General features: G+C 72.4%; 19 protein-coding genes. 4 read left to right on the top strand and 15 right to left on the bottom strand.

What is annotated here, in order from left to right; all coding sequences use genetic code 11:
* Window positions 1-46 precede the first annotated feature (46 nt).
* The 6 genes from ACLJWH_RS23010 to ACLJWH_RS22985 form a co-directional block, all read right to left on the bottom strand.
* A complete protein-coding gene (locus ACLJWH_RS23010) occupies window positions 47-688 on the bottom strand; it encodes a TetR/AcrR family transcriptional regulator (protein WP_411143632.1) in 642 nt (213 codons plus the stop codon).
* A gap of 32 nt (window positions 689-720) precedes the next feature.
* A complete protein-coding gene (locus ACLJWH_RS23005) occupies window positions 721-1,761 on the bottom strand; it encodes an agmatine/peptidylarginine deiminase (RefSeq protein ID WP_411143631.1) in 1,041 nt (346 codons plus the stop codon).
* A gap of 81 nt (window positions 1,762-1,842) precedes the next feature.
* A complete protein-coding gene (locus ACLJWH_RS23000; protein WP_411143630.1) occupies window positions 1,843-3,540 on the bottom strand; it encodes an urease subunit alpha in 1,698 nt (565 codons plus the stop codon).
* The gene (gene ureA / locus ACLJWH_RS22995; RefSeq protein ID WP_411143629.1) at window positions 3,537-4,253 is read right to left on the bottom strand and encodes an urease subunit gamma; all 717 of its coding nucleotides are present in this window, start codon (window positions 4,251-4,253) and stop codon (window positions 3,537-3,539) included. Before ureA ends, ACLJWH_RS23000 begins: the two co-directional genes overlap by 4 nt.
* 286 nt (window positions 4,254-4,539) lie before the next feature.
* Window positions 4,540-5,625, bottom strand: coding sequence for a branched-chain amino acid aminotransferase (locus ACLJWH_RS22990; protein WP_411143628.1), 1,086 nt, complete (start codon window positions 5,623-5,625; stop codon window positions 4,540-4,542).
* 465 nt (window positions 5,626-6,090) lie between these two features.
* Window positions 6,091-7,131 carry a 3-isopropylmalate dehydrogenase gene (locus tag ACLJWH_RS22985; RefSeq protein ID WP_411143627.1) on the bottom strand — a complete coding sequence of 347 codons (1,041 nt, stop codon included), beginning with the start codon at window positions 7,129-7,131 and terminating at the stop codon, window positions 6,091-6,093.
* A gap of 129 nt (window positions 7,132-7,260) precedes the next feature.
* Between ACLJWH_RS22985 and ACLJWH_RS22980 the strand changes: the two genes are divergently transcribed.
* Window positions 7,261-8,880, top strand: coding sequence for a purple acid phosphatase family protein (locus ACLJWH_RS22980; protein ID WP_411143626.1), 1,620 nt, complete (start codon window positions 7,261-7,263; stop codon window positions 8,878-8,880).
* A 112-nt stretch (window positions 8,881-8,992) separates the two neighbouring features.
* On the opposite strand, the gene bla is transcribed toward ACLJWH_RS22980, so the two are convergent.
* The 3 genes from bla to ACLJWH_RS22965 form a co-directional block, all read right to left on the bottom strand.
* The gene (gene bla / locus ACLJWH_RS22975) at window positions 8,993-9,826 is read right to left on the bottom strand and encodes a class A beta-lactamase (protein WP_411143771.1); all 834 of its coding nucleotides are present in this window, start codon (window positions 9,824-9,826) and stop codon (window positions 8,993-8,995) included.
* Window positions 9,827-10,108: 282 nt separating this feature from the next.
* The gene (locus tag ACLJWH_RS22970; RefSeq protein ID WP_411143625.1) at window positions 10,109-11,149 is read right to left on the bottom strand and encodes an NAD(P)-dependent alcohol dehydrogenase; all 1,041 of its coding nucleotides are present in this window, start codon (window positions 11,147-11,149) and stop codon (window positions 10,109-10,111) included.
* Window positions 11,150-11,350: 201 nt separating this feature from the next.
* On the bottom strand, window positions 11,351-11,485 hold the full coding sequence (locus ACLJWH_RS22965) for a hypothetical protein (RefSeq protein ID WP_411143624.1): 135 nt from the start codon (window positions 11,483-11,485) through the stop codon (window positions 11,351-11,353).
* A gap of 445 nt (window positions 11,486-11,930) precedes the next feature.
* Between ACLJWH_RS22965 and ACLJWH_RS22960 the strand changes: the two genes are divergently transcribed.
* Both ACLJWH_RS22960 and ACLJWH_RS22955 read left to right on the top strand, forming a co-directional pair.
* Window positions 11,931-12,596 carry a Uma2 family endonuclease gene (locus tag ACLJWH_RS22960; protein WP_411143623.1) on the top strand — a complete coding sequence of 222 codons (666 nt, stop codon included), beginning with the start codon at window positions 11,931-11,933 and terminating at the stop codon, window positions 12,594-12,596.
* A gap of 40 nt (window positions 12,597-12,636) precedes the next feature.
* Window positions 12,637-13,419, top strand: a complete 783-nt coding sequence (locus tag ACLJWH_RS22955) for a methyltransferase domain-containing protein (RefSeq protein ID WP_411143622.1) — start codon at window positions 12,637-12,639, stop codon at window positions 13,417-13,419.
* Between the two features lie 100 nt (window positions 13,420-13,519).
* Here ACLJWH_RS22955 and pruA read toward each other — a convergent pair whose 3' ends face one another.
* Window positions 13,520-15,151 (bottom strand): L-glutamate gamma-semialdehyde dehydrogenase, encoded by a 1,632-nt coding sequence (pruA, locus tag ACLJWH_RS22950; RefSeq protein WP_411143621.1) that lies wholly within the window; start codon window positions 15,149-15,151, stop codon window positions 13,520-13,522.
* A 167-nt stretch (window positions 15,152-15,318) separates the two neighbouring features.
* The gene (locus ACLJWH_RS22945; RefSeq protein ID WP_411143620.1) at window positions 15,319-16,245 is read right to left on the bottom strand and encodes a proline dehydrogenase family protein; all 927 of its coding nucleotides are present in this window, start codon (window positions 16,243-16,245) and stop codon (window positions 15,319-15,321) included.
* Between the two features lie 250 nt (window positions 16,246-16,495).
* Between ACLJWH_RS22945 and ACLJWH_RS22940 the strand changes: the two genes are divergently transcribed.
* Entirely contained in the window at window positions 16,496-17,866 is a 1,371-nt protein-coding gene (locus ACLJWH_RS22940) for a PucR family transcriptional regulator (protein WP_411143619.1), read from the top strand.
* A gap of 76 nt (window positions 17,867-17,942) precedes the next feature.
* On the opposite strand, the gene ACLJWH_RS22935 is transcribed toward ACLJWH_RS22940, so the two are convergent.
* The 4 genes from ACLJWH_RS22935 to ilvN all read right to left on the bottom strand — a co-directional run bounded on the left by ACLJWH_RS22935 (window position 17,943) and on the right by ilvN (window position 22,842).
* A complete protein-coding gene (locus ACLJWH_RS22935) occupies window positions 17,943-18,950 on the bottom strand; it encodes a PRC and DUF2382 domain-containing protein (RefSeq protein WP_411143618.1) in 1,008 nt (335 codons plus the stop codon).
* Between the two features lie 352 nt (window positions 18,951-19,302).
* A complete protein-coding gene (serA, locus tag ACLJWH_RS22930) occupies window positions 19,303-20,895 on the bottom strand; it encodes a phosphoglycerate dehydrogenase (RefSeq protein WP_411143617.1) in 1,593 nt (530 codons plus the stop codon).
* Between the two features lie 278 nt (window positions 20,896-21,173).
* Entirely contained in the window at window positions 21,174-22,172 is a 999-nt protein-coding gene (ilvC, locus tag ACLJWH_RS22925; protein WP_381712664.1) for a ketol-acid reductoisomerase, read from the bottom strand.
* Window positions 22,173-22,317: 145 nt separating this feature from the next.
* Window positions 22,318-22,842, bottom strand: coding sequence for an acetolactate synthase small subunit (ilvN, locus tag ACLJWH_RS22920; protein WP_411143616.1), 525 nt, complete (start codon window positions 22,840-22,842; stop codon window positions 22,318-22,320).
* Window positions 22,843-22,880 lie beyond the last annotated feature (38 nt).

Below are 22,880 nucleotides of genomic sequence, written 5' to 3'. Positions count from 1 at the left end.
CGGAGCGCGACGGGCGGGCGGGGCGGCCGTCCGGGACGGGCGGCGGTCAGCGCTCCGGGGCGGCCGGCGGCCGGCTCCCCGGTACGGCCAGCGACTCGTCCAGGAACTCCCGCACATGCGCCAGGACCTGCCCGCGGTCCGTGCCGGGCAGGCCGACGACGAGATGGGTGCCGAAGCCGTCGAGGAGGGCCCGGGTGCGGGTGGCGAGGCGTTCGGCGTCCACGGGGCGGAACTCGCCGCGGGAGACGCCCTCGACGAGGAGGGCCACCAGATCGCGGTGCCAGGCGAGTTCCAGGTCGAGCTGGCGCTCGCGGGCCGCGTCGTCGGCGCTCTGCGAGCGGTTCCAGACCTCCAGCCACAGGGTCCAGCGCGGATCGCGGTGGCCGTCGGGGAGGTAGAGGCCGACCAGCGCGTCCATCCGTTCGCGGGCCGGGACGCGGCGGGCGAGGGCGGCCCGGCGCTCGGCGCCGAGCTGCTCCTCGCTCCACTGGAGGGTCTGGAGCAGCAGCTCGTCCTTGGTACCGAAGTAGTAGAGGATGTGGCCGCTGCTCATACCGACCTCGCGGCCCAGTCCGGCCATGGTCAGCCGGTCCAGTCCCGCCGCGGCGATGGTGGCCATCGCCGCGGCGAGGACCTGCTCGCGGGGCCGGGTGAGCCGCCGCCGGGGGCTGCGGGCGGGACCGGGCACGGTGACCTCCGGGGTCGGCGGGGCCTGCGGGATCAGACCTCGGGCTGCTGCTGGGTGATGCAGTGGATACCGCCACCCGCAGCGAAGATCGTACGGGCGTCGACCAGGGTCACCGTCCGGCCGGGGAAGAGCCGGCGGAAGATCCCGGCCGCGTGCTCGTCGCGCGGGTCGTCGAAGGCGCAGAGCACCACACCGTCGTTGCAGAGGTAGTGGTTGATGTAGGAGTAGTCGACCGGTTCGCCGTCCGCCTCGGTGACGGTGGGCGCGGGGACCTCCACGACCTCCAGTCGCCGGCCGCGGGCGTCCGTGGCGGCGCGCAGCAGCGCCGCCGTCTCGGCGCCGACCGCGTGGTCGGGGTGGCCGGGGTCGGGCTGGGTGTGCACGAGGACGGTGCCGGGGCGGGCGAACGCGGCGACGATGTCGACATGGCCGCGGGTGCCGAACTCCCCGTAGTCGGCGGTGAGTCCGCGCGGCAGCCAGATCGCCTTGGTGGTGCCCAGGTGGGCGTGGATCTCGGCCTCGGCCTCCGCGGCGGTGCGGCCGGGGTTGCGGTCCGGGTCGAGCTGCACGGTCTCGGTGAGCAGCACGGTGCCCTCGCCGTCGACATGGATGCCACCGCCCTCGTTGACCAGCCCGGAGGCGTAGCGGCGGGCCCCGGCCAGCTCGCTGACGTGGGCGGCTATCCCGGCGTCGTGCTCCCAGCGGGCCCAGTCCTGGGCGCCCCAGCCGTTGAACACCCAGTCCGTGGCGGCGAGCCGGCCCGTTGCGTCGGTGAGGAAGGTGGGGCCGATATCGCGCATCCAGGCGTCGTCCAGCGGCCGTTCGACGAGGTCGATGTCCGCGCCGAGGAGCGCGCGGGCGGCCGCGGTCTGCCCCGGTCCGGCGACGACGGTGACCGGCTCGAAGCGGCGGACCGCGCGGGCGACCGCGGCCCAGGCGCGGCGGGCCGCGGCCAGCGTCTCGCCGCCCTCCTCGCCGAACGTGTGGTTGGCGCCGGGCCAGGCCATCCAGGTGCGCGCGTGCCGGGCCCACTCGGGGGGCATGCGGAAGCCGTCGGCGGCGGGGGTGTTCATACGGGGGTCCTCACGGTTGCGCGGTGGCGGGGACGGCGGGCGTGGCGAGCGGGCGGCGGGGCGGGACGGAGCGTCACGGCGTCACAGGAAGTACAGCCGGGAGAGCGAGACGGTGTCGGCGGGTGCCGAGCGCATCGGGTCGCCGTCGAGGGTGACCAGACCGCTGCGCCCGTCGACCTGGACCTGCCCGATACGGGAGTTGTGGACGAGGTCGGCGGGGCCGATGCCGCGGGTGCCGCGGACGGCGACCCGGCGGCGGCGCGTCGGCAGACCGTCGCCGCCCTGTTCGGCCGCGGCGCGCGCGACGAAGGCGACGGAGAGCTCCGCGGGGGCCGCGCCGTACGCCCCGAACTGCGGGCCGAGCACCAGGGGTTCGCAGGTGTCGGTGGCGGCGTTCGGGTCGCCGGTCACGCCGTACGCCGGGAAGCCGGACTTCAGCACCAGCTGCGGTTTGGCGCCGAAGAACTCCGGCCGCCACAGCACGATGTCGGCCATCTTGCCGACCTCGATCGAACCGATCTCGTGGGACAGGCCGTGCGCGATGGCGGGGTTGATGGTGAGTTTGGCGACGTAGCGCAGTACGCGCGCGTTGTCGTCGTGCGCGCCGTCCCCCGCCAGCGGGCCCAGCTCCGCCTTCATCTTCCCGGCCATCGCGAAAGTGCGCCGCACCGTCTCGCCCGCGCGGCCCATCCCCTGCGCGTCGGACGAGGTGATGCCGATCGCCCCGAGGTCGTGCAGTACGTCCTCGGCGCCCATCGTCCCGGCCCGGATGCGGTCGCGGGCCATCGCGGCGTCGCCCGGCAGGTCGGTCTTCAGGTCGTGGACGGAGACGATCATGCCGTAGTGCTCGGCGACCGCGTCCCGCCCGAAGGGGAGGGTGGGGTTGGTGGAGGAGCCGATGACGTTGCGGACCCCGGCCATCTTGAGGACGTTGGGGACGTGTCCGCCGCCGCAGCCCTCGATGTGGAAGGCGTGGACGGTCCGGCCGTCCAGCACCCGCAGGGTGTCCTCGACGGAGAGGGATTCGTTCAGCCCGTCGCTGTGCAGGGCGACCTGGACGTCGTGTTCCTCGGCGACGCGCAGGGCGGTGTCCAGTGCGCGGGCGTGCGCGCCCATGTCCTCGTGCACCTTGAAGCCGCAGGCGCCGCCCTCGGCCAGCGCCTCGACCAGCGGCGCGTCCCCGGAGGAGGAGCCGCGGCCGAGGAAGCCGATGTTGACCGGCCAGGCGTCGAAGGCGCTGAAGGCGTGGCCGAGCGCCCAGGGCGAGTTGACGCCGACACCCCACACCGGGCCGAACTCCTGCCCGATGACGGTGGTCACGCCGGAGGCGAGCGACGCTTCCATGACGCGCGGCGAGAGCAGGTGGACGTGGGTGTCGACGGCGCCCGCGGTGGCGATCAGGCCCTCGCCGGAGACGATCGTCGTCCCGGTGCCGACCACGACATCGACGCCGTCGAGGGTGTCGGGGTTACCGGCCCGGCCGATGGCGTGGATCCGGCCCGCGCGGATGCCGACGGACACCTTGCGGATGCCCTGGACGGCGTCGATGACCAGGACGTTGCTGATCACGATGTCGCAGGTCTCGCGGACCGCGGCGGCCTTGAGGTGCAGCCCGTCGCGGGCGGTCTTGCCGAAGCCGGCCAGGAACTCGTCGCCGGGCCGCTGTGCGTCGGACTCGACGCGGACGACCAGCCCCGAGTCGCCGAGGACGACCCGGTCGCCGGCGCGCGGGCCGTGGACCGACGCGTACTCGTGGGGATCGATACCGCCGCCGCTCATGCCCGCTCCTCCGCTCCCAGATAGCCGCAGGCGGCCGCCCGTCGCAGCGCTTCCGCCCGCGCGCCCGGCGCGTCCAGCGGGCCGTCGACGAGACCGGCGAAGCCGATCGCCACCCGCGCGCCGCCGATCGGCACCAGGCCGACCTCCACCGTGCCGCCGGGATCGAACCGCACCGAGGAGCCGGCCGGTACGCACAGCCGCATGCCGTACGCGGCGCCGCGGTCGAAGTCCAGCCGCGGGTTGGCCTCGAAGAAGTGGAAGTGGGAGGTGACGCTGACCGGGACGGTCGCGGTGTTGCGCACGGTCAGCAGGAGCGCGGGCTCGGCCTCGGGACCGGCCGGCCCCGGGAGCACGGCACCGGGCGCGGGCCGCCCGGCCGCGGCGCCGTCGCCGTCGGCCGGCGCCGCGCCGTGGCGGATCGGGTCGGCGACCACCGCGAGCCGGGAGCCGTCGTCGAAGACCGCCTCCACCTGCACCTCGGTGACGATGTCGGCGACGCCCGGCAGTACGTCGTCCGGGCCCAGCACACCGCGGGCCGCCGCGATGGCCTCGGCGAGCCGGCGGCCGTCCCGCGCCGCCTCACAGACGGTGTCCGCGATCAGCGCGGTCGCCTCGGGCACGTTGAGCCGCAGCCCGCGGGCCCGGCGCGCCCGCGCCAGCTCGGCGGCGCCGAACAGCAGCAGCCGGTCGCGTTCCGTCGGGGTCAGCCGCATCCGCCACACCTCCACGATCGACGATCGATTTGAGCGTCACTCTAACTCGACATTCGACCGCGCACGAGGGGGAACGGGCATTGATCTGCGCCACAGGGAATCGCGGGAACGGTGGGGAAAGAAATGATTGAGTGCCGCTCTATGACTGCCCCGGCGGCCCCGGCCGCACCCCGCCAACGCCGAGGGCCGCCCGCTGCGCACCGTGTGCGCGCCGGACGGCCCTCGGGGAGGTCGCGGACCTCGGGGTATGGAGTATGGGATATGGGATATGCCGCGAGACCGGGTCCTAGCCCAGCGGGTGCATCCACCCGTGGGTGTCGTTGCCGGCGCCGGTCTGGATGTCCAGCAGCGCCTTGCGGAGCCTCATGGTGACCTCGCCCGGCTGCCCGTCGCCGATCGTCCAGTCGGCGCGGGTGGACTTCACCGAGCCGACCGGCGTGATGACCGCGGCGGTGCCGCAGGCGAACACCTCGGTCAGCGAGCCGTCCTCGGCCGCCGCCTTCCAGTCCTCGACCGAGATCCGGCCCTCGGCGACCTCGTAGCCCAGGTCGGCGGCGATGGTCAGCAGCGAGGCACGGGTGATGCCGGGCAGCAGCGAACCGGTCAGCTCGGGGGTGACGACGCGGTTGCCGTACACGAAGTACAGGTTCATCCCGCCCATCTCCTCGATCCAGCGGCGCTCGATCGCGTCCAGCCAGACCACCTGGTCGCAGCCGCGCTCGGCGGCCTGGGCCTGGGCGACCAGGGACGCGGCGTAGTTGCCGCCGGTCTTGGCCGCGCCGGTGCCGCCGGGGGTGGCCCGGACGTACTCCTCCGACAGCCACACCGAGACCGGCTTCACCCCGCCGGGGAAGTACGCGCCGGCCGGCGAGGCGATGACGATGAAGAGGTACTCGTTGGCCGGCTTGACGCCCAGGCCGACCTCGGTGGCGAACATGAAGGGGCGCAGGTACAGCGACTCCTCACCACTGGCCGGCACCCACGCCTTGTCCTGCGTGACCAGCGCGTCGCAGGCCGCGATGAAGGTCTCGACGGGCAGCTCGGGCATCCCCAGGCGCTGCGCGGAGTACTGGAAACGGCGGGCGTTGGCGTCCGGCCGGAAGGTGGCGACGGTGCCGTCGGGCCGGCGGTACGCCTTCAGCCCCTCGAAGATCGTCTGCGCGTAGTGCAGCGTCATGTTCGCCGGGTCGATGGAGAGCGGCGCGTACGGCACGAGCTGGGCGTCGTGCCAGCCGCGGCCCTCGGTCCACTTGACCGTCACCATGTGGTCGGTGAAGTGGCGGCCGAAGCCGGGGCGGGCCAGGATCTGCTCCCGCTCCGCGTCGGACAGCGGGTGCGAGGAGGGCTTGAGCTCGATCGTGGGCGTCGTCATGAATCCGTGTCCTTCACTGCGTCTTCCGGTGCCGCGGGTCACCGGCCCAGCCCTCCGGCCGGGGGTCCGGGGCTCGTCCCCCGGAGATGCGGCACCGGTGCGGTCATGGCGGCCGCGCTCACGACGCCCGGACATACCGGGTGCTACCGGGACGTCCAGGTCGGCTCGCGGGCGGCGACCCCACGTTCGATTATCGCTCGTGGGTCTTCGCGCCCGGAACCGTGTGCGCGGCCCGGGTCCGATGGTCGCACCCCGCCGGGCGGCGGCACAGCCGGGCAGACGGACACAGCGCCGGGACCGTGACCGGCCCGGCGCTGTGTGTGTCGCGTGTGCGGTACGTGCCGCGTGTGCGGTACGTGCTGCGTGTGCGGTACGTGCTGCGTGTGCGGTACGTGCTGCGTGTGCGGTGCGCGCTGCGTGTGCGTGGTGTGCGCGCCGATCGCCGGAGGCGTCGCGGCGCGGGGCTCAGTCCGCCACGCGGGCGGCGAGCGCGTCGCCGATCTCGTCCGTGCTGCGGACCGCGTCGCCCCGCTCGGTCAGGTCGGCCGCGACGGCCTCCTCGATGCGGACGGCCTGCGCCTCGAAGCCGAGGTGGCGCAGGAGCAGCGAGACGGAGAGGACCGTCGCCGTCGGGTCGGCCTTGCCGGTGCCCGCGATGTCCGGCGCGGAGCCGTGCACCGGCTCGAACATCGAGGGGAACTCGCCGGTCGGGTTGATGTTCCCGGAGGCGGCCAGGCCGATGCCGCCGGTGACGGCCGCGGCGAGGTCGGTGAGGATGTCGCCGAAGAGGTTGTCGGTGACGATCACGTCGAACCGCTCGGGCTGGGTGACGAAGAAGATCGTCGCGGCGTCGACGTGCAGATAGTCGGTGGTGACCTCGGGGTACTCCTGGCCGACCCGGTCGAAGATGTTCTTCCACAGGTGGCCGGCGTACACCAGGACGTTGTTCTTGTGGACCAGCGTCAGCTTCTTGCGGGGGCGGGCGTCGGCCCGCTCGTACGCGTCCCGGACCACCCGCTCCACGCCGTAGGCGGTGTTGACGCTGACCTCGGTGGCGACCTCGGCGGGGGTGCCGGTGCGCAGGCTGCCGCCGTTGCCGGTGTACGGGCCTTCGGTGCCCTCGCGGACGACGATGAAGTCGATCTCGGGGCGGCCGGCGAGCGGGGTGGCCGTGTTCGGGAAGAGCTTCGACGGGCGCAGGTTGACGTAGTGGTCGAAGGCGAAGCGGAGCTTGAGCAGCAGATTGCGCTCCAGCACACCGGACGGTACGGAGGGGTCGCCGATGGCGCCGAGCAGGATGGCGTCGTGCTGCTTGAGCGCGGCCAGCTCCGCGTCCGGCAGCGTGTCGCCGGTCGCGTGCCAGCGCTTGGCACCGAGGTCGTATTCCTTGGTTTCCAGCTTGACGTCCTGCGGGAGGACCGCGGTCAGGACCTTGAGGCCCTGGGCCACGACTTCCTGGCCGATACCGTCACCGGGGATCACTGCGAGGCGAATGCTGCGAGACATGCTGGGACCCTACGCTTCGTCCCATTTTTTGACACGCCGTGTCCGGCATACGGACAGATGACCCTTCGGTCAACTACCGTTCACCCGCACGCCCCACCGCGGCCCCCTCACCCTGCGAGATTCGGCAACATGACTGGAACCCCCCGGGGGGACGGCCCCCTGCCCTCGCACACCCCCCGCGTCGGCATCCCGGAGCGGCTCGCCGCCCGGATGACCATGCCCGAGCAGCACGAGTACCTCCGCACCAAGCTCACCCGCCGCGGTCTGCTGCGCAGCTCGGCCGCCACCGCGGGAGTCGTCGCGGGCACCGGTCTGCTGACCGGTACGGCCCAGGCCGCCGCCCCCGCCGCCTCGCCCACGCTGCTGACCTCGCACGCCGCGACCGCCGTGGACGGCTCGCTGGTCGCACCGTTCGGCCGCCACCTGGCCTTCGGCGCCGACCCCAGGACCCAGATGCGCGTCGGCTGGCAGGTGCCGCTCGCGGTCCGGCGGCCGTATCTGCGGGTGGGCCTCAAGCCGTGGGACCTGGGGCGCAAGGTCCAGGCGGAGGTGCGCGATCTGCACACCCCCTCGCTCTCCGCGAAGCTGCCGGCGGTGCAGCAGTACTACCTGCACGCCGCGCTGGACGGGCTGCGGCCGGGCACCACCTACTACTACGGCGTCGGGCACGACGGCTTCGACCCGGCCGACCCCCGGCACTTCTCGACCGTCGGCACCTTCCGTACCGCTCCGGCGCGCGCCGAGAAGTTCGTCTTCACCGCCTTCGGCGACCAGGGCGTCAGCTACCACGCGCTCGCCAACGACCAGCTGATCCTGGGCCAGAACCCCTCCTTCCACCTGCACGCGGGCGACATCTGCTACGCGGACCCGGACGGCCAGGGCTCCGAGCACGACACCTATGACGCGCGGGTGTGGGACCAGTTCCTGGCCCAGACCGAGTCGGTGGCCAAGTCCGTGCCGTGGATGGTGACGACCGGCAACCACGACATGGAAGCCTGGTACTCCCCCCACGGCTACGGCGGCCAGTCGGCCCGCTGGACGCTGCCGGGCAACGGCCCGGACGCCCGCAACGCCCCCGGCGTCTACTCCTTCACCTACGGCAATGTCGCGGTCGTCGCCCTGGACGCCAACGACGTCTCGTACGAGATCCCCGCCAACCAGGGCTACACCGGCGGCAAGCAGACCCGCTGGCTGGACCGCAGGCTGGCCGAGCTGCGGGCCACCCGCGGCATCGACTTCATCGTGGTCTTCTTCCACCACTGCGCGTTCTCCACCACGAGTTCGCACGCCTCGGAGGGCGGGGTGCGCGACGCGTGGCTGCCGCTGTTCGAGAAGCACCAGGTGGACCTGGTCGTCAACGGCCACAACCACGTCTACGAGCGGACCGACGCCCTCAAGGGCGGCCGGGTCGCCAAGCGGATGCCGGTCGGCGAGAGCGTCGACTCCTCGCGCGAGGGCATCGTGTACGTCACCGCGGGCGGCGCGGGCAAGTCGCTGTACAGCTTCCCGGTGCCGGACAGCTACGAGGGCCATGTCAAGGACCTCGACCATGTCGACACCTATCACTGGGCCAAGGGCAAGGTGAAGGAGAAGGAGACGGTGGAGTGGTCCCGGGTGCGTTACACCGGCTACTCGTTCCTCGCCGTCGAGGTCGAGCCGGGGCACCGTCCGCGGATGAAGGTCACCGCGCTCGCCGAATCCGGCGAGCGCATCGACCACTTCGAGGTGACCCGCGGGCGCGGTCACTAGCGCCCCTCCCGGCAGGCTCTGCCCCGTCGCGCCGCCCGGCACGCACGCTCCGCACGGGGCAGACATCGCCGGTCACGGCACTGGACGCGCGCGCGGCCGGGCCCGCCGGGTGTCAGGCGAGGGCGGCGGCCAGGACGGTGGCGGTGCGGGCGATCAGCAGATCGTCCGCCTCGGCGTCGGCGTCGGGCCGGGTGGTCAGGACGGACAGCACGATCGGCCCCCGGCCGGGCGGCCAGGCGATGCCCACGTCGTTGGCGGTGCCGTAGCGGCCGGTGCCGGTCTTGTCGGCGACGCGCCAGTTGTCGGGCAGGCCGGCGCGCAGCCGTTTGTCGCCGGTCGTGTTGGCCAGCAGCCACCCGGTCAGCCGCTTCCGGTCCGCCGACGCCAGCGCGTTCCCCAGGGCGAGGCGTGCGTAGGTCCTGCCGATGGCGCGGGGGCTGGTGGTGTCGGTCACCCGCCCCGGTTCCGCCGAGTTCAGCTCCGGCTCCCACCGGTCGAGCCGGGTCACGGTGTCCTTGATGGACCGGCAGAAACGGGTGACGGCCGTCGGCCCGCCGAGTTCCGTCAGCAGCAGATTGACCGCGGTGTTGTCGCTGTACGAGATGGCCGCGCCGCACAGATCCGCGACGCTCATCCCCTGGGCGAGGTTCTCGGGCCGGCCGGTGACGGGGGCGCCCCCGGCCCTCTCGATGTCCCGCTCGGTGTAGTGAATGATCTTCGACAGGAACGTCCCGTCATGGTCGAGGTCCCGCAGAACGGCCCCGACGGCGGGTGTCTTGGACGTCGAGCACAGGGGGAAGCGCTCGTCCCCCCGGTGGCTGACGCTCGCGCCCGTCACCGTGTTCCAGCCGAACACCCCCAGCCGGGCGCCGTGTTCCCGCTCCAGGTCCCGCAGTTGCTGCGCCGCCTCGCTCTTCGGCCCGACGGCGTACGCGTCGGACGTCATGGCCACGGCGGCCAGCGCCACTCCGAGACCGCCGGCGAGCACTCCACGGCGCGATGGGCGCACCCTCCTGATCGATGTCACGGCCTTCTGCCTCCTCGTGTCGGTCACACTTCCTTCACGCGACGATTTCCGGCAGTCCACCGGTTGCACCTCCGAGCCCTCAGAGCTCACCCGGCACTCCGGCACCGGACACCACCACACGTCACAGACCGGCTTCCACGGCCCGGCCCCCGACGCCTGCCGGTCCGGCCACCCGCCTTGAGGGCGCCGCCCGACGCGGCGTCAGCCGTGGGGGAGGATCACGGCCCGGCCGTTGATCTTCCCGGCGTGCAGCCGCTCGTACGCCAGCGGCGCGTCATCGATGGCGTACGTCTCGACATGCACCTCCAGCGCCCCGGTCCGGGCCAGCGCCAGCACCTCGGCGAGCTCGGACCGGCTGCCCCAGTACGGCGCGGAGACCGAGACCTCGTACGCCGGCGAGCCGAAACCGACGGGCAGCCGGCCGCCACCGAGGCCGACGATGGTGACATCCGCCTCGACGGCGGCCACCGCACCGGCCGTGGCGACGGTCGGCGGGGCGCCCACGAAGTCCAGGACCAGCTGTGCGCCGGTGCCGCCGGTCAGCTCCCGGACCGCGGCGGCCGCCCGCCCGTCCGAGAGCACCACGTCATGGGCGCCGACCTCGCGGGCCAGCGCCAGCTTCTCCTCGGTCACGTCCAGGGCGATGACGCGGACCGCGGTCATGGCGCGCAGCAACTGGATCGCCACATGCCCGAGACCGCCGGTCCCGATGACGACCACGGTCGCGCCGGGCACCAGCTTGGGCAGCGAGCGCTTGATGGCGTGATACGGCGTCAGCCCGGCATCGGTCAGCGGCACCGCCGCGACCGGGTCGAGTCCGCCGAGCGGCACCAGATGCCGGGGGTCGTCGACGACCAGATACTCGGCCATCGCGCCGGGGGCGCCGAGGCCGGGCGGGAAGATGCCCAGCTCGGTGGCGCGCAGACAGTAGTTCTCCTTGCCCTCGGCGCACTTGGGGCAGGAGCCGCAGCCCCACGGACCGTAGACCGCGACCGCGTCGCCGACCGCGAGACCGGTCACCCCGGCGCCGAGCGCGGCGACCGTGCCGACGCCCTCGTGACCGAGGGTGAGCGGCAGCGGGAAGCGGAGCGCCTCGGCGGGCATGTCCATCACCGCGATATCGGAGTGGCACACCCCGGCCGCGGTCACCTTCAACAGCACCTGTCCGGGGCCCGCTTCGGGGTCGGGGACGGTGACGACCTGCGGCGCGCCGCCGATTTCGCGGTACTGGACTGCCTTCATCTCGCTGCACTTCCCTCACTCGCGCCCCGCGCTCACCGCAGGGGCCCGCCCGGCCCACCCCCGTATATACATGCACGGTACAGCCATCGCGTCCCGTCGAGACGGCCGCCTCGACGGGACGCGGTGTGGAGGGTTGTTCTCGCGGGCGCAGGGGCGCCCCCTGCGCTCCCGGGCGTGCGGCGGCCGCGCCGGCCGCCCCGGTCAGTGCCCGGTGGAGCCGCCGTTGTCGCGGCGGTCGAGCGCCCGCTGGAGGGCGGCCGCGGCGTTCCTGCGGTCGGCTTCGCCGGCCTTGCCGGCGGAGTGACGGGTCCTGCGGACGGTGGCGGTCTCAGCCATGATTCACGTCTCCAATGCCAAAGCCCCGAGATGAAGATGCGTCGTTCCGCGGCGCATCCAGAAACGGCCGGAAGGGGCGGGGGCCTTGGCGCGACAGGGATCACCTGCGCTCACGCACCGGACCGCATCCGCCGTCGCTCGATGGAGCGATACGTTCGGCTCCTCCAACGCTAGGTCAGCCTCGCCGTGCTGTCTGCACAATTACTTGGGCTTCCTACTATCTGAGACGGACACCACGTCCCCCCCTCCCCCGGCCCGCCCTCCCCACCGACCAGCGGCTTCCCGACCGGTCGGCCCCGCCCGTCAACAGCCGGAGCCGATAGTCATACGACCTCGTGAACCCACTCGGTTCCGCAGGCCATACGAGTGACCCGGCCATAGCTTGACGACGTCGCTTGTGCCACCAGGCCGAGCCCGCCCACACTTGAGGAGGAGGTGCTGCGCCATGACCGCTCTCGCCCATGAGGCGCCCGAGATGACCGAGACGCCTGAGATGCCTGAGACCTCGCCCGAACCACATCTGGACGAGGTCCTGTGGCAGGCGTGGAAAGCAATGGAACTCCCCGAGGGCTTCCACGCCGAGATCATCGAGGGGTTCATCGAGGTGTCACCCACGGGTCGCTACGCGCACGGTCAGACCGCCAACCGGCTCCGCCGCGCCTTGGACACATTCCTGGCCGACGGCGAGTACGCCGCCCATCAGGACATCAACATCGTGGACGGCCGCCAGGTCTGGATTCCCGATGTTTTCCTCGCACCGGAGGACGCCGAGGACCACGTCACCGACGACGGCATCGGCATCAAGGCGTCCGCCGTGGCGCTGATCGCAGAAGTCGTCTCCCCCGGTCACGACAGCACCCACCGCGACCGCGTCCGCAAGCGCCGCGCCTACGCCCGCGCCGGTATCCCCGTCTACGTCCTCGTCGACGACCACGACGGCCACGGCACCGTGACCGTGCTCACCTCCCCGGATCCTGACGAAGGGGTCTACGCCGCCGAGGTCCGGGTGCCCTACGGCACGGAGATCACCCTCCCCGAGGGCCCCGCGAAGGGCTTCACGATCACCGAGTCCCTCACCGGCCCGCTGCGTCCCGCCGCACAACGGGACTGACCCCTCCCCACCGCACCATCGCCTGTGCTTGGCTGCCCGCATGGTGCAGACGATGTATGGAGTGCCCCGCCCCGATCCGATCGGCTATCTCGGCCAGGTGGCGGCGACCGGGCCCGGACGGGCCTACAAGGCGTATGCGCTGGCGGCGCTGGAGTTACGGCCGGGGCTGACGGTGGTGGATGCCGGCTGCGGGCCGGGGACGGATCTGGGGGCGCTGGCGGACGCGGTGACCAGGACCGGGTCGGTGATCGGGGTCGATCACGATCCGGTGATGCTGGGCGAGGCGCGGCGGCGGACCGCCGGGCGGGCGGGCGTCGAGGTGCTGGCGGGGGAAGCGCAGGCGCTGCCGGTCGCGGACGACGCGGCGGACCGGGCGCGGGCGGACCGGGTCCTGATGCATGTGGCCGAACCGGCGCGGGTGGTGGCCGAGCTGCGGCGGGTCGTGCGGCCCGGCGGGCTGGTGGCGCTCACCGAACCGGACTGGGACACCCTGACCGTGGACCCGGGTGAGGTGGAGACCGGGCGGGCCTTCAACCGGTTCGTCTGCGGCTCCATGGTCCGGCACGCGACGATCGGCCGACGGCTGGCACGGCTGGCCGCCGAGGCGGGGCTGGAGGTCGTCGCGGCGCGGGTGCAGGCGCCGACGCTGCATGACTTCGCCACCGCCGACCGGGTTCTGGGGCTGCGCCGGAACGCCGAGCGGGCGGTGAACGCCGGGGAGCTGGACGCCGAAGCGGCCCGCAGCTGGCTGGCCGGACTGGCCGGACCGCACTTCTCGGCGAGCTTCATGCTGTACGCGGTGACCGCCCGCGTACCCGGGTGACGGCGGCGCCTGCCGCGCGGACGACGGACCGCCCCCGGCCGGTGAGCCGGGGGCGGTCCGTGTGGTGCGGCGGCGGACGGCGGCCCGTCCGCGGGGGTGGTCAGCCCATGTGCGGGTAGCGGTAGTCCGTCGGCGGGACCAGCGTCTCCTTGATGGAGCGGGTGGAGGTCCAGCGCATCAGGTTCTGCTTGGCACCGGCCTTGTCGTTGGTGCCGGAGGCGCGGCCGCCGCCGAAGGGCTGCTGGCCGACGACGGCGCCGGTGGGCTTGTCGTTGATGTAGAAGTTGCCCGCCGCGAAGCGCAGCTTCTCCGCCGTCGCGGCGGCCGCGGCACGGTCCTGGGCGATGACGCAGCCGGTCAGACCGTAGGCCGACGCCGACTCCATCTGGTCCAGCATCGCGTCGTACTCGGCGTCCTCGTAGACGTACACGCCCAGGATCGGGCCGAAGTACTCGTCCTTGAAGATCTCGTTCTCCGGGTCGGTGGAGACCAGGACCGTCGGGCGGACGAAGAAGCCCTCGCTGTCGTCGCACGTGCCGCCGGCCACCACCTCGACGGTCGGGTCGGCCTTGGCGCGCTCGATGGCCGCCTTGTTCTTGGCGAAGGAGCGGTCGTCGATGACGGCGGACATGAAGTGCGTCAGGTCGGCCGGGTCGCCCATGGTCAGCCCGTCGACCTCGGCCGCGAACTCCTCCTTGAAGCCGGAGTTCCACAGCGACGCCGGGACGTAGGCGCGCGAGGCGGCGGAACACTTCTGGCCCTGGAACTCGAAGGCGCCACGGGTCATGGCGGTCTTCAGCACGGCGCGGTCGGCCGTGGGGTGGGCGACGATGAAGTCCTTGCCGCCGGTCTCGCCGACCAGCCGCGGGTAGGTCTTGTACTTCTCGATGTTGGTGCCGACGGTCTTCCACAGGTACTGGAAGGTCTTGGTCGAACCGGTGAAGTGGATGCCCGCCAGCTCGGGGTGGTTCAGGGCCACCTCGGAGACGTCCTTGCCGTCGCCGGTGACGAGGTTGATGACGCCCTTGGGCAGCCCGGCCTCCTCCAGCAGCTGCATCAGCAGCACGGCGGCCAGCGTCTGGGTCGGGGACGGCTTCCAGACGACGACATTGCCCATCAGCGCGGGCGCGGTCGGCAGGTTGCCGGCGATGGCGGTGAAGTTGAAGGGCGTGATCGCGTAGACGAAGCCTTCGAGAGGCCGGTGGTCCGAGCGGTTCCACACGCCGGGCGAGTTCACCGGGGGCTGCTCGGCCAGGATCTGGCGCGCGAAGTGCACGTTGAAGCGCCAGAAGTCGACGAGTTCGCAGGGGGTGTCGATCTCGGCCTGCTGCACGGTCTTGGACTGGCCGAGCATGGTGGCGGCGGCCAGGGTCTCGCGCCAGGGGCCGGAGAGCAGGTCGGCGGCCTTGAGGATGATCGCGGCGCGGTCGTCGAAGGACATCGCGCGCCAGGCCGGGGCGGCGGCCAGCGCGGCGTCCACCGCGTCCTGGGCGTCCTGGACCGTGGCGTTGGCGTAGGTGCCGAGCTTGGCGGCGTGGCGGTGGGGCTGCACGACGTCGAAGCGCGCGCCGCCGCCCAGCCGCCGCTCGCCGCCGATGGTCATCGGCAGGTCGATCGGGTTGTCGGCCAGCTCCTTGAGCTTGGCCTCCAGGCGGGTGCGCTCCGGGGAGCCCGGTGCGTAGGTGTGGACCGGCTCGTTAACCGGCACGGGGACCTGGGTCACAGCGTCCATGGTGGCCGTGTCTCCTTCAATCGTCGGTTGTCGTACGTGGTGAAGCGGCGGCCGCGGCCGCGGGTGGTGGGCGGGCGCGGAGGGTGCCGTCCGGGCATCACCCCGGGCTTCCAGCATCCACCCGCGCCGGCCGCCGTGGGGCCGGCGACCCGTCCGCCCCGGGGCCGTCAGCCCCGGCCGGCCAGCGACCGCAGGAAGAACCCCAGGTTGGCGGGGCGCTCGGCGAGGCGTCGCATGAAGTATCCGTACCAGTCGGTGCCGTACGGGATGTACACGCGCATCCGGTGGCCCTCGGTGACCAGCCGCTCCTGCTCGGCCTCGCGGATGCCGTACAGCATCTGGAACTCGAACTCGGCCGGCTTGCGGCCGTAGCGGTGCGCGAGCTCCTGGCCGATGGCGACCATCCGCGGGTCGTGCGACCCGATCATGGGGTAGCCCTTCCCGGCCATCAGGATCTTCAGGCAGCGGACATACGCCTTGTCGACCTCCCGCTTGTCCTGGAAGGCGACGGTCGCGGGCTCCTTGTACGCGCCCTTGACCAGCCGGACCCGGGAGCCCTCACCGGCGAGCGTGTGGCAGTCGTCCTCGGTGCGGAAGAGATAGGACTGCACCACCGCGCCCGTCTGGGGAAAGCGCGTGCGCAGCTCGGCGAGGATCGCGAGGGTGGAGTCGACCGTGGTGTGGTCCTCCATGTCGAGGGTCACCGTCGTACCGGCCTCGGCGGCGGCCTCGACCACCGGGGTGACGTTCTTCAGCGCCAGCTCGTGGCCGCCGGACAGCGCCTGCCCGAAGGCGGAGAGCTTGACCGACATCTCGGCCCTGGCGCCGAGCCGCTGCTCCTTGAGGGCCTCGGCAAGCTGGAGGTAGGCGTCGCGGTTGCGCAGCGCCTCGGCCGGATCGGTGATGTCCTCGCCGAGGTGGTCGAGGGTGACCTCCATACCGCGCGCGGCCAGCGACCGCACCGCCGCCATGGACTCGTCCAGCCGTTCACCGGCGATGAAACGGTCCACCACGGGACGGGTGACCGGAGCGGACGCGACGACACGGCGGATGCTGTCGCTGCGCGCTGCGGCGAGGAGCACGGGACCCAGCATGGGGGCACCTCCACGATTCAGGATGACAAATGCCGGGCGGGCGCCGGACAGGCGGGCGCGGCGGCAAGATGAGCCACCTGAAACTTAAGGATCGCGCCATCTTCCGGCCATCGACAGCTGCCACACCTTCGTGGCCGGGATCTCAGACACTTGTATGAGAATGGTGAAGGAAGGCGTTACGGAAGTAACGCGAGCGACCACGGTCCACGGCCGTGGTGGCAGTGGCGACGGAAGAGGGGCCGGGCGACGGATGCGGGGCGACTACCAGCAGCTCGTGGACGAGATCTCGGCGGCGCTCGGGGCACCGGCGACCCTGGAGGACCGCGATTTCGGGCTGATCGCGTTCGGTGCGCACGAGGGCGACGACGACGAGGTCATGGACCCGGTCCGCACCCGGTCGATCCTCCAGCGCCGGTCGTCGGCGGCGGTCCGGGCCTGGTTCGAGGCGTTCGGCATCGCCCGCGCCAAGGCGGCGCTGCGCATCCCCCCGGACCCGGCGGCCGGCGTCTTCCGAGGCCGGATCTGCCTGCCCGTACGCCACCGCGGTATCGCGCACGGCTATGTCTGGCTGCTGGACGACGGGCATCTGACCGACCTCGCACTGGGCGGCCACGGCGAGCCGCCCGACCCCCGGATAGCGCAGGCCATGGAGACCGCCGCCCGGATCGGCGCGCTGCTGGCGGACGAGACCCGCGCCGGGTCCGAACTGGGCGATCTGCTGCGGGAGTTGCTGCTCTGCGGGCCCGCGGACCGGCCGGCCGCGGCGTCCGTGCTGCGGGTCGCGCTGCGGGACACCCTGCGCTTCACACCGGGCGGCCCGCTCACCCTCGTCGCGGTGCTGCCCTGGGACACCACGGACACCGACGCGGTGCCGCTGCCGAACCTGCCCGGACTCCTCGCGGCCTGTGCGCTGCCCGGTGGCGGCGGCCCGCCCGGCACCGCCGCGGCGCCGCACCCGGCCACGGCCCACGACGCCGCCGCCCGGGACCGCGGAGCACGCCTGCCGACCGTCCGCCCGTATCCCGCACCGTCCGCGCCCCCGTCCCTGGCCGCCCTCGTCCGACTCCGCTCGGCCGGCTCGCTCGGCCCGGCGCACACGGCGGCCGAGCACCTGCTGCGCTCCCCCCGGGCGGGCGCCGTTCCGGCCGCCACGGGGGTCGGCGCGGGGCGGCCGCCGCGGGCGCCGCACGGCCCGGCCCACGGCACCGGACCGGTCGCCGCCGCCGGAATAGCCACCGGGACAAGGGAGTTGACCGAGCTGCCGGCCGCCTGGCACGAAGCGCTGGACGCGGCCCGCGCGGCCCGCGCCGAACCCCGCCTCGGCCGGATCGCCCAGTGGGACACCATCGGCGCCTACCGCCTGCTCACCACCCTGCCGGACACCGGCACCGACCCGGCCGTCCGCCCCCTGCTGGCCCCCGCCCACGCCGAACTGGTCCGTACCGCCGAGGCGTTCCTCGACTGCGCCGGCCAGGCGAGCCGTACCGCCCAGGTCCTGGGCATCCACCGCCAGACGCTCTACTACCGGCTCGGCCGGGTGGAGAAACTGACCGGCCTCGACCTCGACGAGGGCGAGGACCGGCTGCTCCTGCACATGGCGCTGAAGGCGGCGCGGCTGTGAGCCGGGGCAGCCGCACCGGACGCCGTACGTCCCTCGGCTGCCTCACCTGCGCCTCTCTGCACCGGCCCCCGCACCGTCACCGGCGCCGTTCCGGCCCGGGTCCCTTCCGGTCGCCCTTGAATCCCCGGCCGTCGTCGAACTCCAGCTGCTCCTTGCGGACTTCGGCGTCGACCTCCCGCTGCTCGGTGACCCGCTCGGTCTCCAGCCGCACCCGCTCGACGGGCACGGTCTTCTTGCTGACCACCGCCCGCTCCTCGTGCAGGATGACCTCGACCTGGCCGTCGCCGATCCGCGGGGCGGTCCGGCCCAGCGCGCGCTCGTCGTCGGTGATCTTCTCCCGGACCAGCCGCACTTCCTCGTGGCTCACCGGGACCGTCCGGTGCACGTCCTCGGTGACCACGTGCTTGCGCAGATGGGCCCGGCCGCTCACACGCTCCTCGGTGGCGATCTGCAACTGCTCCTCGGAGAGGAGGATCTCGGGGATCTGCTCCTTGGTACGCGCGGTGTCCCCCTCGTCCCGGCCGCGGGACATGGCCATCGCACCGGCCCCGGCGCCCGCACCGGCCGGCTGCCGCTCCGCGCGGGTCCGGGGCTCCGGACGGCCGCCCGTCGCCTGCTCCCGGCCGGCGTCCGGCATCCGGTTCCCCCGCGCGGTGTCGCCCGTCGGGCGGCCCGCCGCGGCGGCCGCGGCGGTGCCGGTCGCAGCCGCGCCCGCGGCCCTGCCGGAACCCGCCGTACCGGTCGTCATCCGGGTCGCGGCCCCCGGCCGGGTCAGTCCGTAGTGGCGGTAGAGCTCGTCCTCCTCCAGCGGTTCGAGATGGCCGTCGGCATCGATCCGCGGAGCATCCTTGATCGTTTCCTTGGTGTGCGGCACATGCAGTTCGCCGCCCTGCTGCCGGGCCCCGGCGAGCGGCACGAACGTCTCCTTCATTCCGAACAGCCCGGTACGTACGGTGATCCACTCGGGGGCATTGGTGGCATCGTCCCGGTAGACCTGCTGGACCACGCCCACCTTGGCGCCCGCCGCGTCGACCACGGTCAGCCCGGTCAGAGCCTGAGGGTTGTCACCCAGGGGTGCATTCATGGCGTCTCGTCTCCTTCCGCACGCGCCGGCAGGGGCACGCGCACTTCCCATTGCGCGTCGCGAACACCCGCGCTGCGAGTCGGGGAGACCAGGCGTACCGGGCCGCGGTGGCACCGGGACCGTGGTGAGCGGCCCCGCGCCTTCCCCACCCGATACGCCATTCGGGTGAATGGTTGACGCATCAGGCGTAGTCGGCGCAGACGGGGCATGGCCGGACGGCTCGGCGGGCCGTACGCACCCGGGCTGTCCGTGCACACCGCGCGTACGCACGCGCTGCGGACGCGACCGGGCCCGGACCCCGCCGAAGCGAGGGTCCGGGCCCGGTGTGCCGTACGGTCCGGCCGTCCGCCGCTCAGTCGCTGAGGTCGACCGCGCGCACGGACGTCGCTCCGATCTCCTCGCCGATCTCGGCCAGCACGCCCGGCGGGATCGTGTCGTCGACGGTGAGCGCGACCAGCGCCTCGCCACCGACGTCGGCCCGCGAGACCTGCATATTGCCGATGTTGATACCGGCCTCGCCCAGGATCCGGCCGACGGTGCCGACGACTCCGGGGCGGTCGCCGTAGCGCAGGAACGCCATGTGGTCGGCGAGCGCGAGGTCGATGGAGTGCTCACCGACCGCGACGATCTTCTGGGTGTTCTTGTTGCCGGCCAGGGTGCCGGAGATCGAGATCTCGGCGCCGCCCGCGAGGGTGCCGCGCACGGTCACCACATTGCGGTGCTCGGGCGACTCGCTGCTGGTCGTCAGCCGCACCTCGACACCGCGCTCCTGCGCGAAGAGCGGGGCGTTGACGTACGACACCGTCTCGGCCACGACATCCTCGAACACGCCCTTGAGCGCGGAGAGTTCGAGCACCTTGACGTCGTACTGGGTGATCTCGCCGTACACCTCGACATCGAGCCGCAGCGCGACCTCGCCGGCCAGCGCGGTGAAGATCCGGCCCAGCCGCTCGGCCAGCGGCAGCCCCGGCTTGACGTCCTCGGCGATCACCCCGCCCTGGACGTTGACCGCGTCCGGCACCAGCTCACCGGCGAGCGCGAGCCGCACCGACCGGGCGACCGAGATACCGGCCTTCTCCTGCGCCTCGCCCGTCGAGGCACCGAGGTGCGGAGTGGCGACGACCTGGTCGTACGCGAAGAGCGGGGAGTCGGTGCACGGCTCGGAGGAGTAGACGTCCAGGCCCGCACCGGCCACCCGGCCCTCCTGGAGCGCGGTGGCCAGCGCCGCCTCGTCCACGATCCCGCCGCGCGCGGCGTTCACGATCCGGACCGTCGGCTTGACCTTGTGCAGCGCGTCGTCGCCGATCAGGCCGACCGTCTCGGGCGTCTTGGGGAGGTGGACGGTGATGAAGTCCGCGACCTCCAGCAGTTCGTCCAGGGTGAGGAGCTTGACGCCCATCTGCGCGGCGCGGGCCGGCTGCACATAGGGGTCGTAGGCGACGATCTTCATGCCGAAGGCCGACATGCGCTGGGCGACCAGCACGCCGATCCGGCCGAGGCCGACCACGCCGAGGGTCTTCTCGCTGAGCTCGACGCCGGTGTACTTGCTCCGCTTCCACTCGCCGTTCTTGAGCGCGGTGTTGGCCTGCGGGATGTTGCGGGCGGTGGCGACCAGCAGACCGCAGGCGAGCTCGGCGGCGGTGACGATGTTGGAGGTCGGCGCGTTGACGACCATCACGCCGGCCTTGGTGGCGGCGGAGACGTCGACGTTGTCCAGGCCCACGCCCGCGCGGGCGACGACCCGCAGCTTCTTCGCGGCGGCGATGGCCTCGGCGTCGACCTTCGTCGCGCTGCGCACGAGGACGGCGTCGACATCGGCGATGGCGGGGAGCAGTTCGGCGCGGTCCGCGCCGTTGCAGTGCCGGATCTCGAAGTCCGGCCCCAGCGCGTCGACGGTGGCGGGCGACAGTTCTTCGGCGATCAGTACGACAGGTTTCGGGCTCACGTGGTCTTCATCCTCACTAGTCCTTCGCGGACGGCCGTCCCGACGGCCGAAGGCGGTGAAGGGGGCAGCCGCGTGGAAGACGCACGACGTTGTGAGCCTGACGCGCTTGTGGTTGGCAGTGTAGTGGCGGTTTACGGCGCGCCGGGAGCCAAAGCGGAAAGGTCGCCTATGCGCACTTCGACGCGGTGGCCAAAGCGGTCCCGCCGGCTGGGCGGCCGGGCCGCGCCGCACGGACGAGGGGGCCGCGACCGGCGTCGCGACCCCCTTGCCCCATGGGCTTACGCCTCGTCGTCGACCCAGCTCATCAGCTTGCGCAGCTTCTTGCCCGTGGTCTCCAGGAGGTGGTCCTCGTCGGCCTTCTTGTACTCGTTGTACTTCGGCAGACCGGCGTTGTACTCCGCCATCCAGTTGTTGGCGAAGGTGCCGTCCTGGATCTCGGCGAGCACCTTCTTCATCTCGGCCTTGGTGTTCTCGTTCACGATCCGCGGGCCGGTGATGTAGTCGCCCCACTCGGCGGTCTCGGAGACCGACCAGCGCATCTTCTCCAGGCCGCCCTCGTACATGAGGTCCACGATCAGCTTCAGCTCGTGCAGGCACTCGAAGTAGGCGATCTCGGGCTGGTAGCCCGCCTCGACCAGGGTCTCGAAACCGGCCTTGACCAGCGCCGAGGCGCCACCGCACAGGACGGCCTGCTCACCGAACAGGTCGGTCTCGGTCTCCTCGGTGAAGGTGGTCTTGATGACGCCGGCCCGGGTGCCGCCGATGGCCTTGGCGTACGAGAGCGTCAGCGCGAACGCCGCGCCGGAGGCGTCCTGCTCGACGGCCGCGATACAGGGCACGCCGCGGCCTTCCTCGTACTGACGGCGCACGAGGTGGCCGGGGCCCTTGGGGGCGACCATGCAGACGTCCACACCGGCCGGGGCCTTGATGAAGCCGTAGCGGATGTTGAGGCCGTGGCCGAAGAACAGCGCGTCGCCGTCCTTGAGGTTGTCCTTGATGGACTCCTCGTAGACCTTGGCCTGGATCGGGTCCGGCACCAGGATCATGATGACGTCGGCCTCGGCGGCCGCCTCGGCGGGGGTCACCACGCGCAGGCCCTGCTCCTCGGCCTTGGCCTTGGACGTGGAGCCCTCGTGCAGACCGACGCGCACGTCGACGCCCGAGTCGCGCAGGGACAGCGCGTGGGCGTGGCCCTGGCTTCCGTAGCCGATGACCGCGACCTTGCGGTTCTGGATGAGGGACAGGTCGGCATCGTCGTCGTAGAACAGCTCGGCCACTTCGGGTATCTCCTTGGATCTAGCTGGTTGCCCACACAGTACGTCGGGCGGGGCGGGGCGGGTCCGCGGGTCTCGCGATGCGAGCGGCGGGGGGCGGTGCCGTACCGGGCGGGTACGGCGCGCGGTCCGGGGAGACCGCGCGGGATCAGGCCGTACGGTCCAGTGCGCGCAGCGAGCGGTCCGTGATGGACCGGGCGCCGCGGCCGATGGCGATGGTGCCGGACTGCACCAACTCCTTGATGCCGAACGGCTCCAGCATCTTGAGCATCGCCTCCAGCTTGTCGCTGGATCCGGTGGCTTCGATGGTGACGGCCTCCGGGGAGACGTCCACGGTCTTGGCGCGGAAGAGCTGCACGATCTCGACGACCTGCGAGCGGGTCTCGTTGTCGGCGCGGACCTTGACGAGGACCAGTTCGCGCTGGATCGCGGAGCCGGGCTCCAGCTCGACGATCTTCAGGACGTTGACGAGCTTGTTGAGCTGCTTGGTGACCTGTTCGAGGGGGAGCGACTCGACGCTCACCACGATGGTGATGCGGGAGATGTCGGCGTGCTCGGTGACGCCGACCGCGAGGGAGTCGATGTTGAAGCCGCGGCGGGAGAACAGGGCGGCGATCCGGGCCAGGATGCCGGGGGTGTTCTCCACCAGGACGGAGAGGGTGTGCTTGGACATGGTCGGTCTTCTCTCTTCTTCCGTGCGTCCGTGACGTC

Origin of the sequence: Streptomyces sp. x-80, assembly GCF_046549095.1 — a bacterium.
Lineage (GTDB): Bacteria > Actinomycetota > Actinomycetes > Streptomycetales > Streptomycetaceae > Streptomyces > Streptomyces celluloflavus.
Note: the sequence above shows the minus strand (reverse complement) of the source record. Positions and strands in the feature narration are given on the sequence as shown.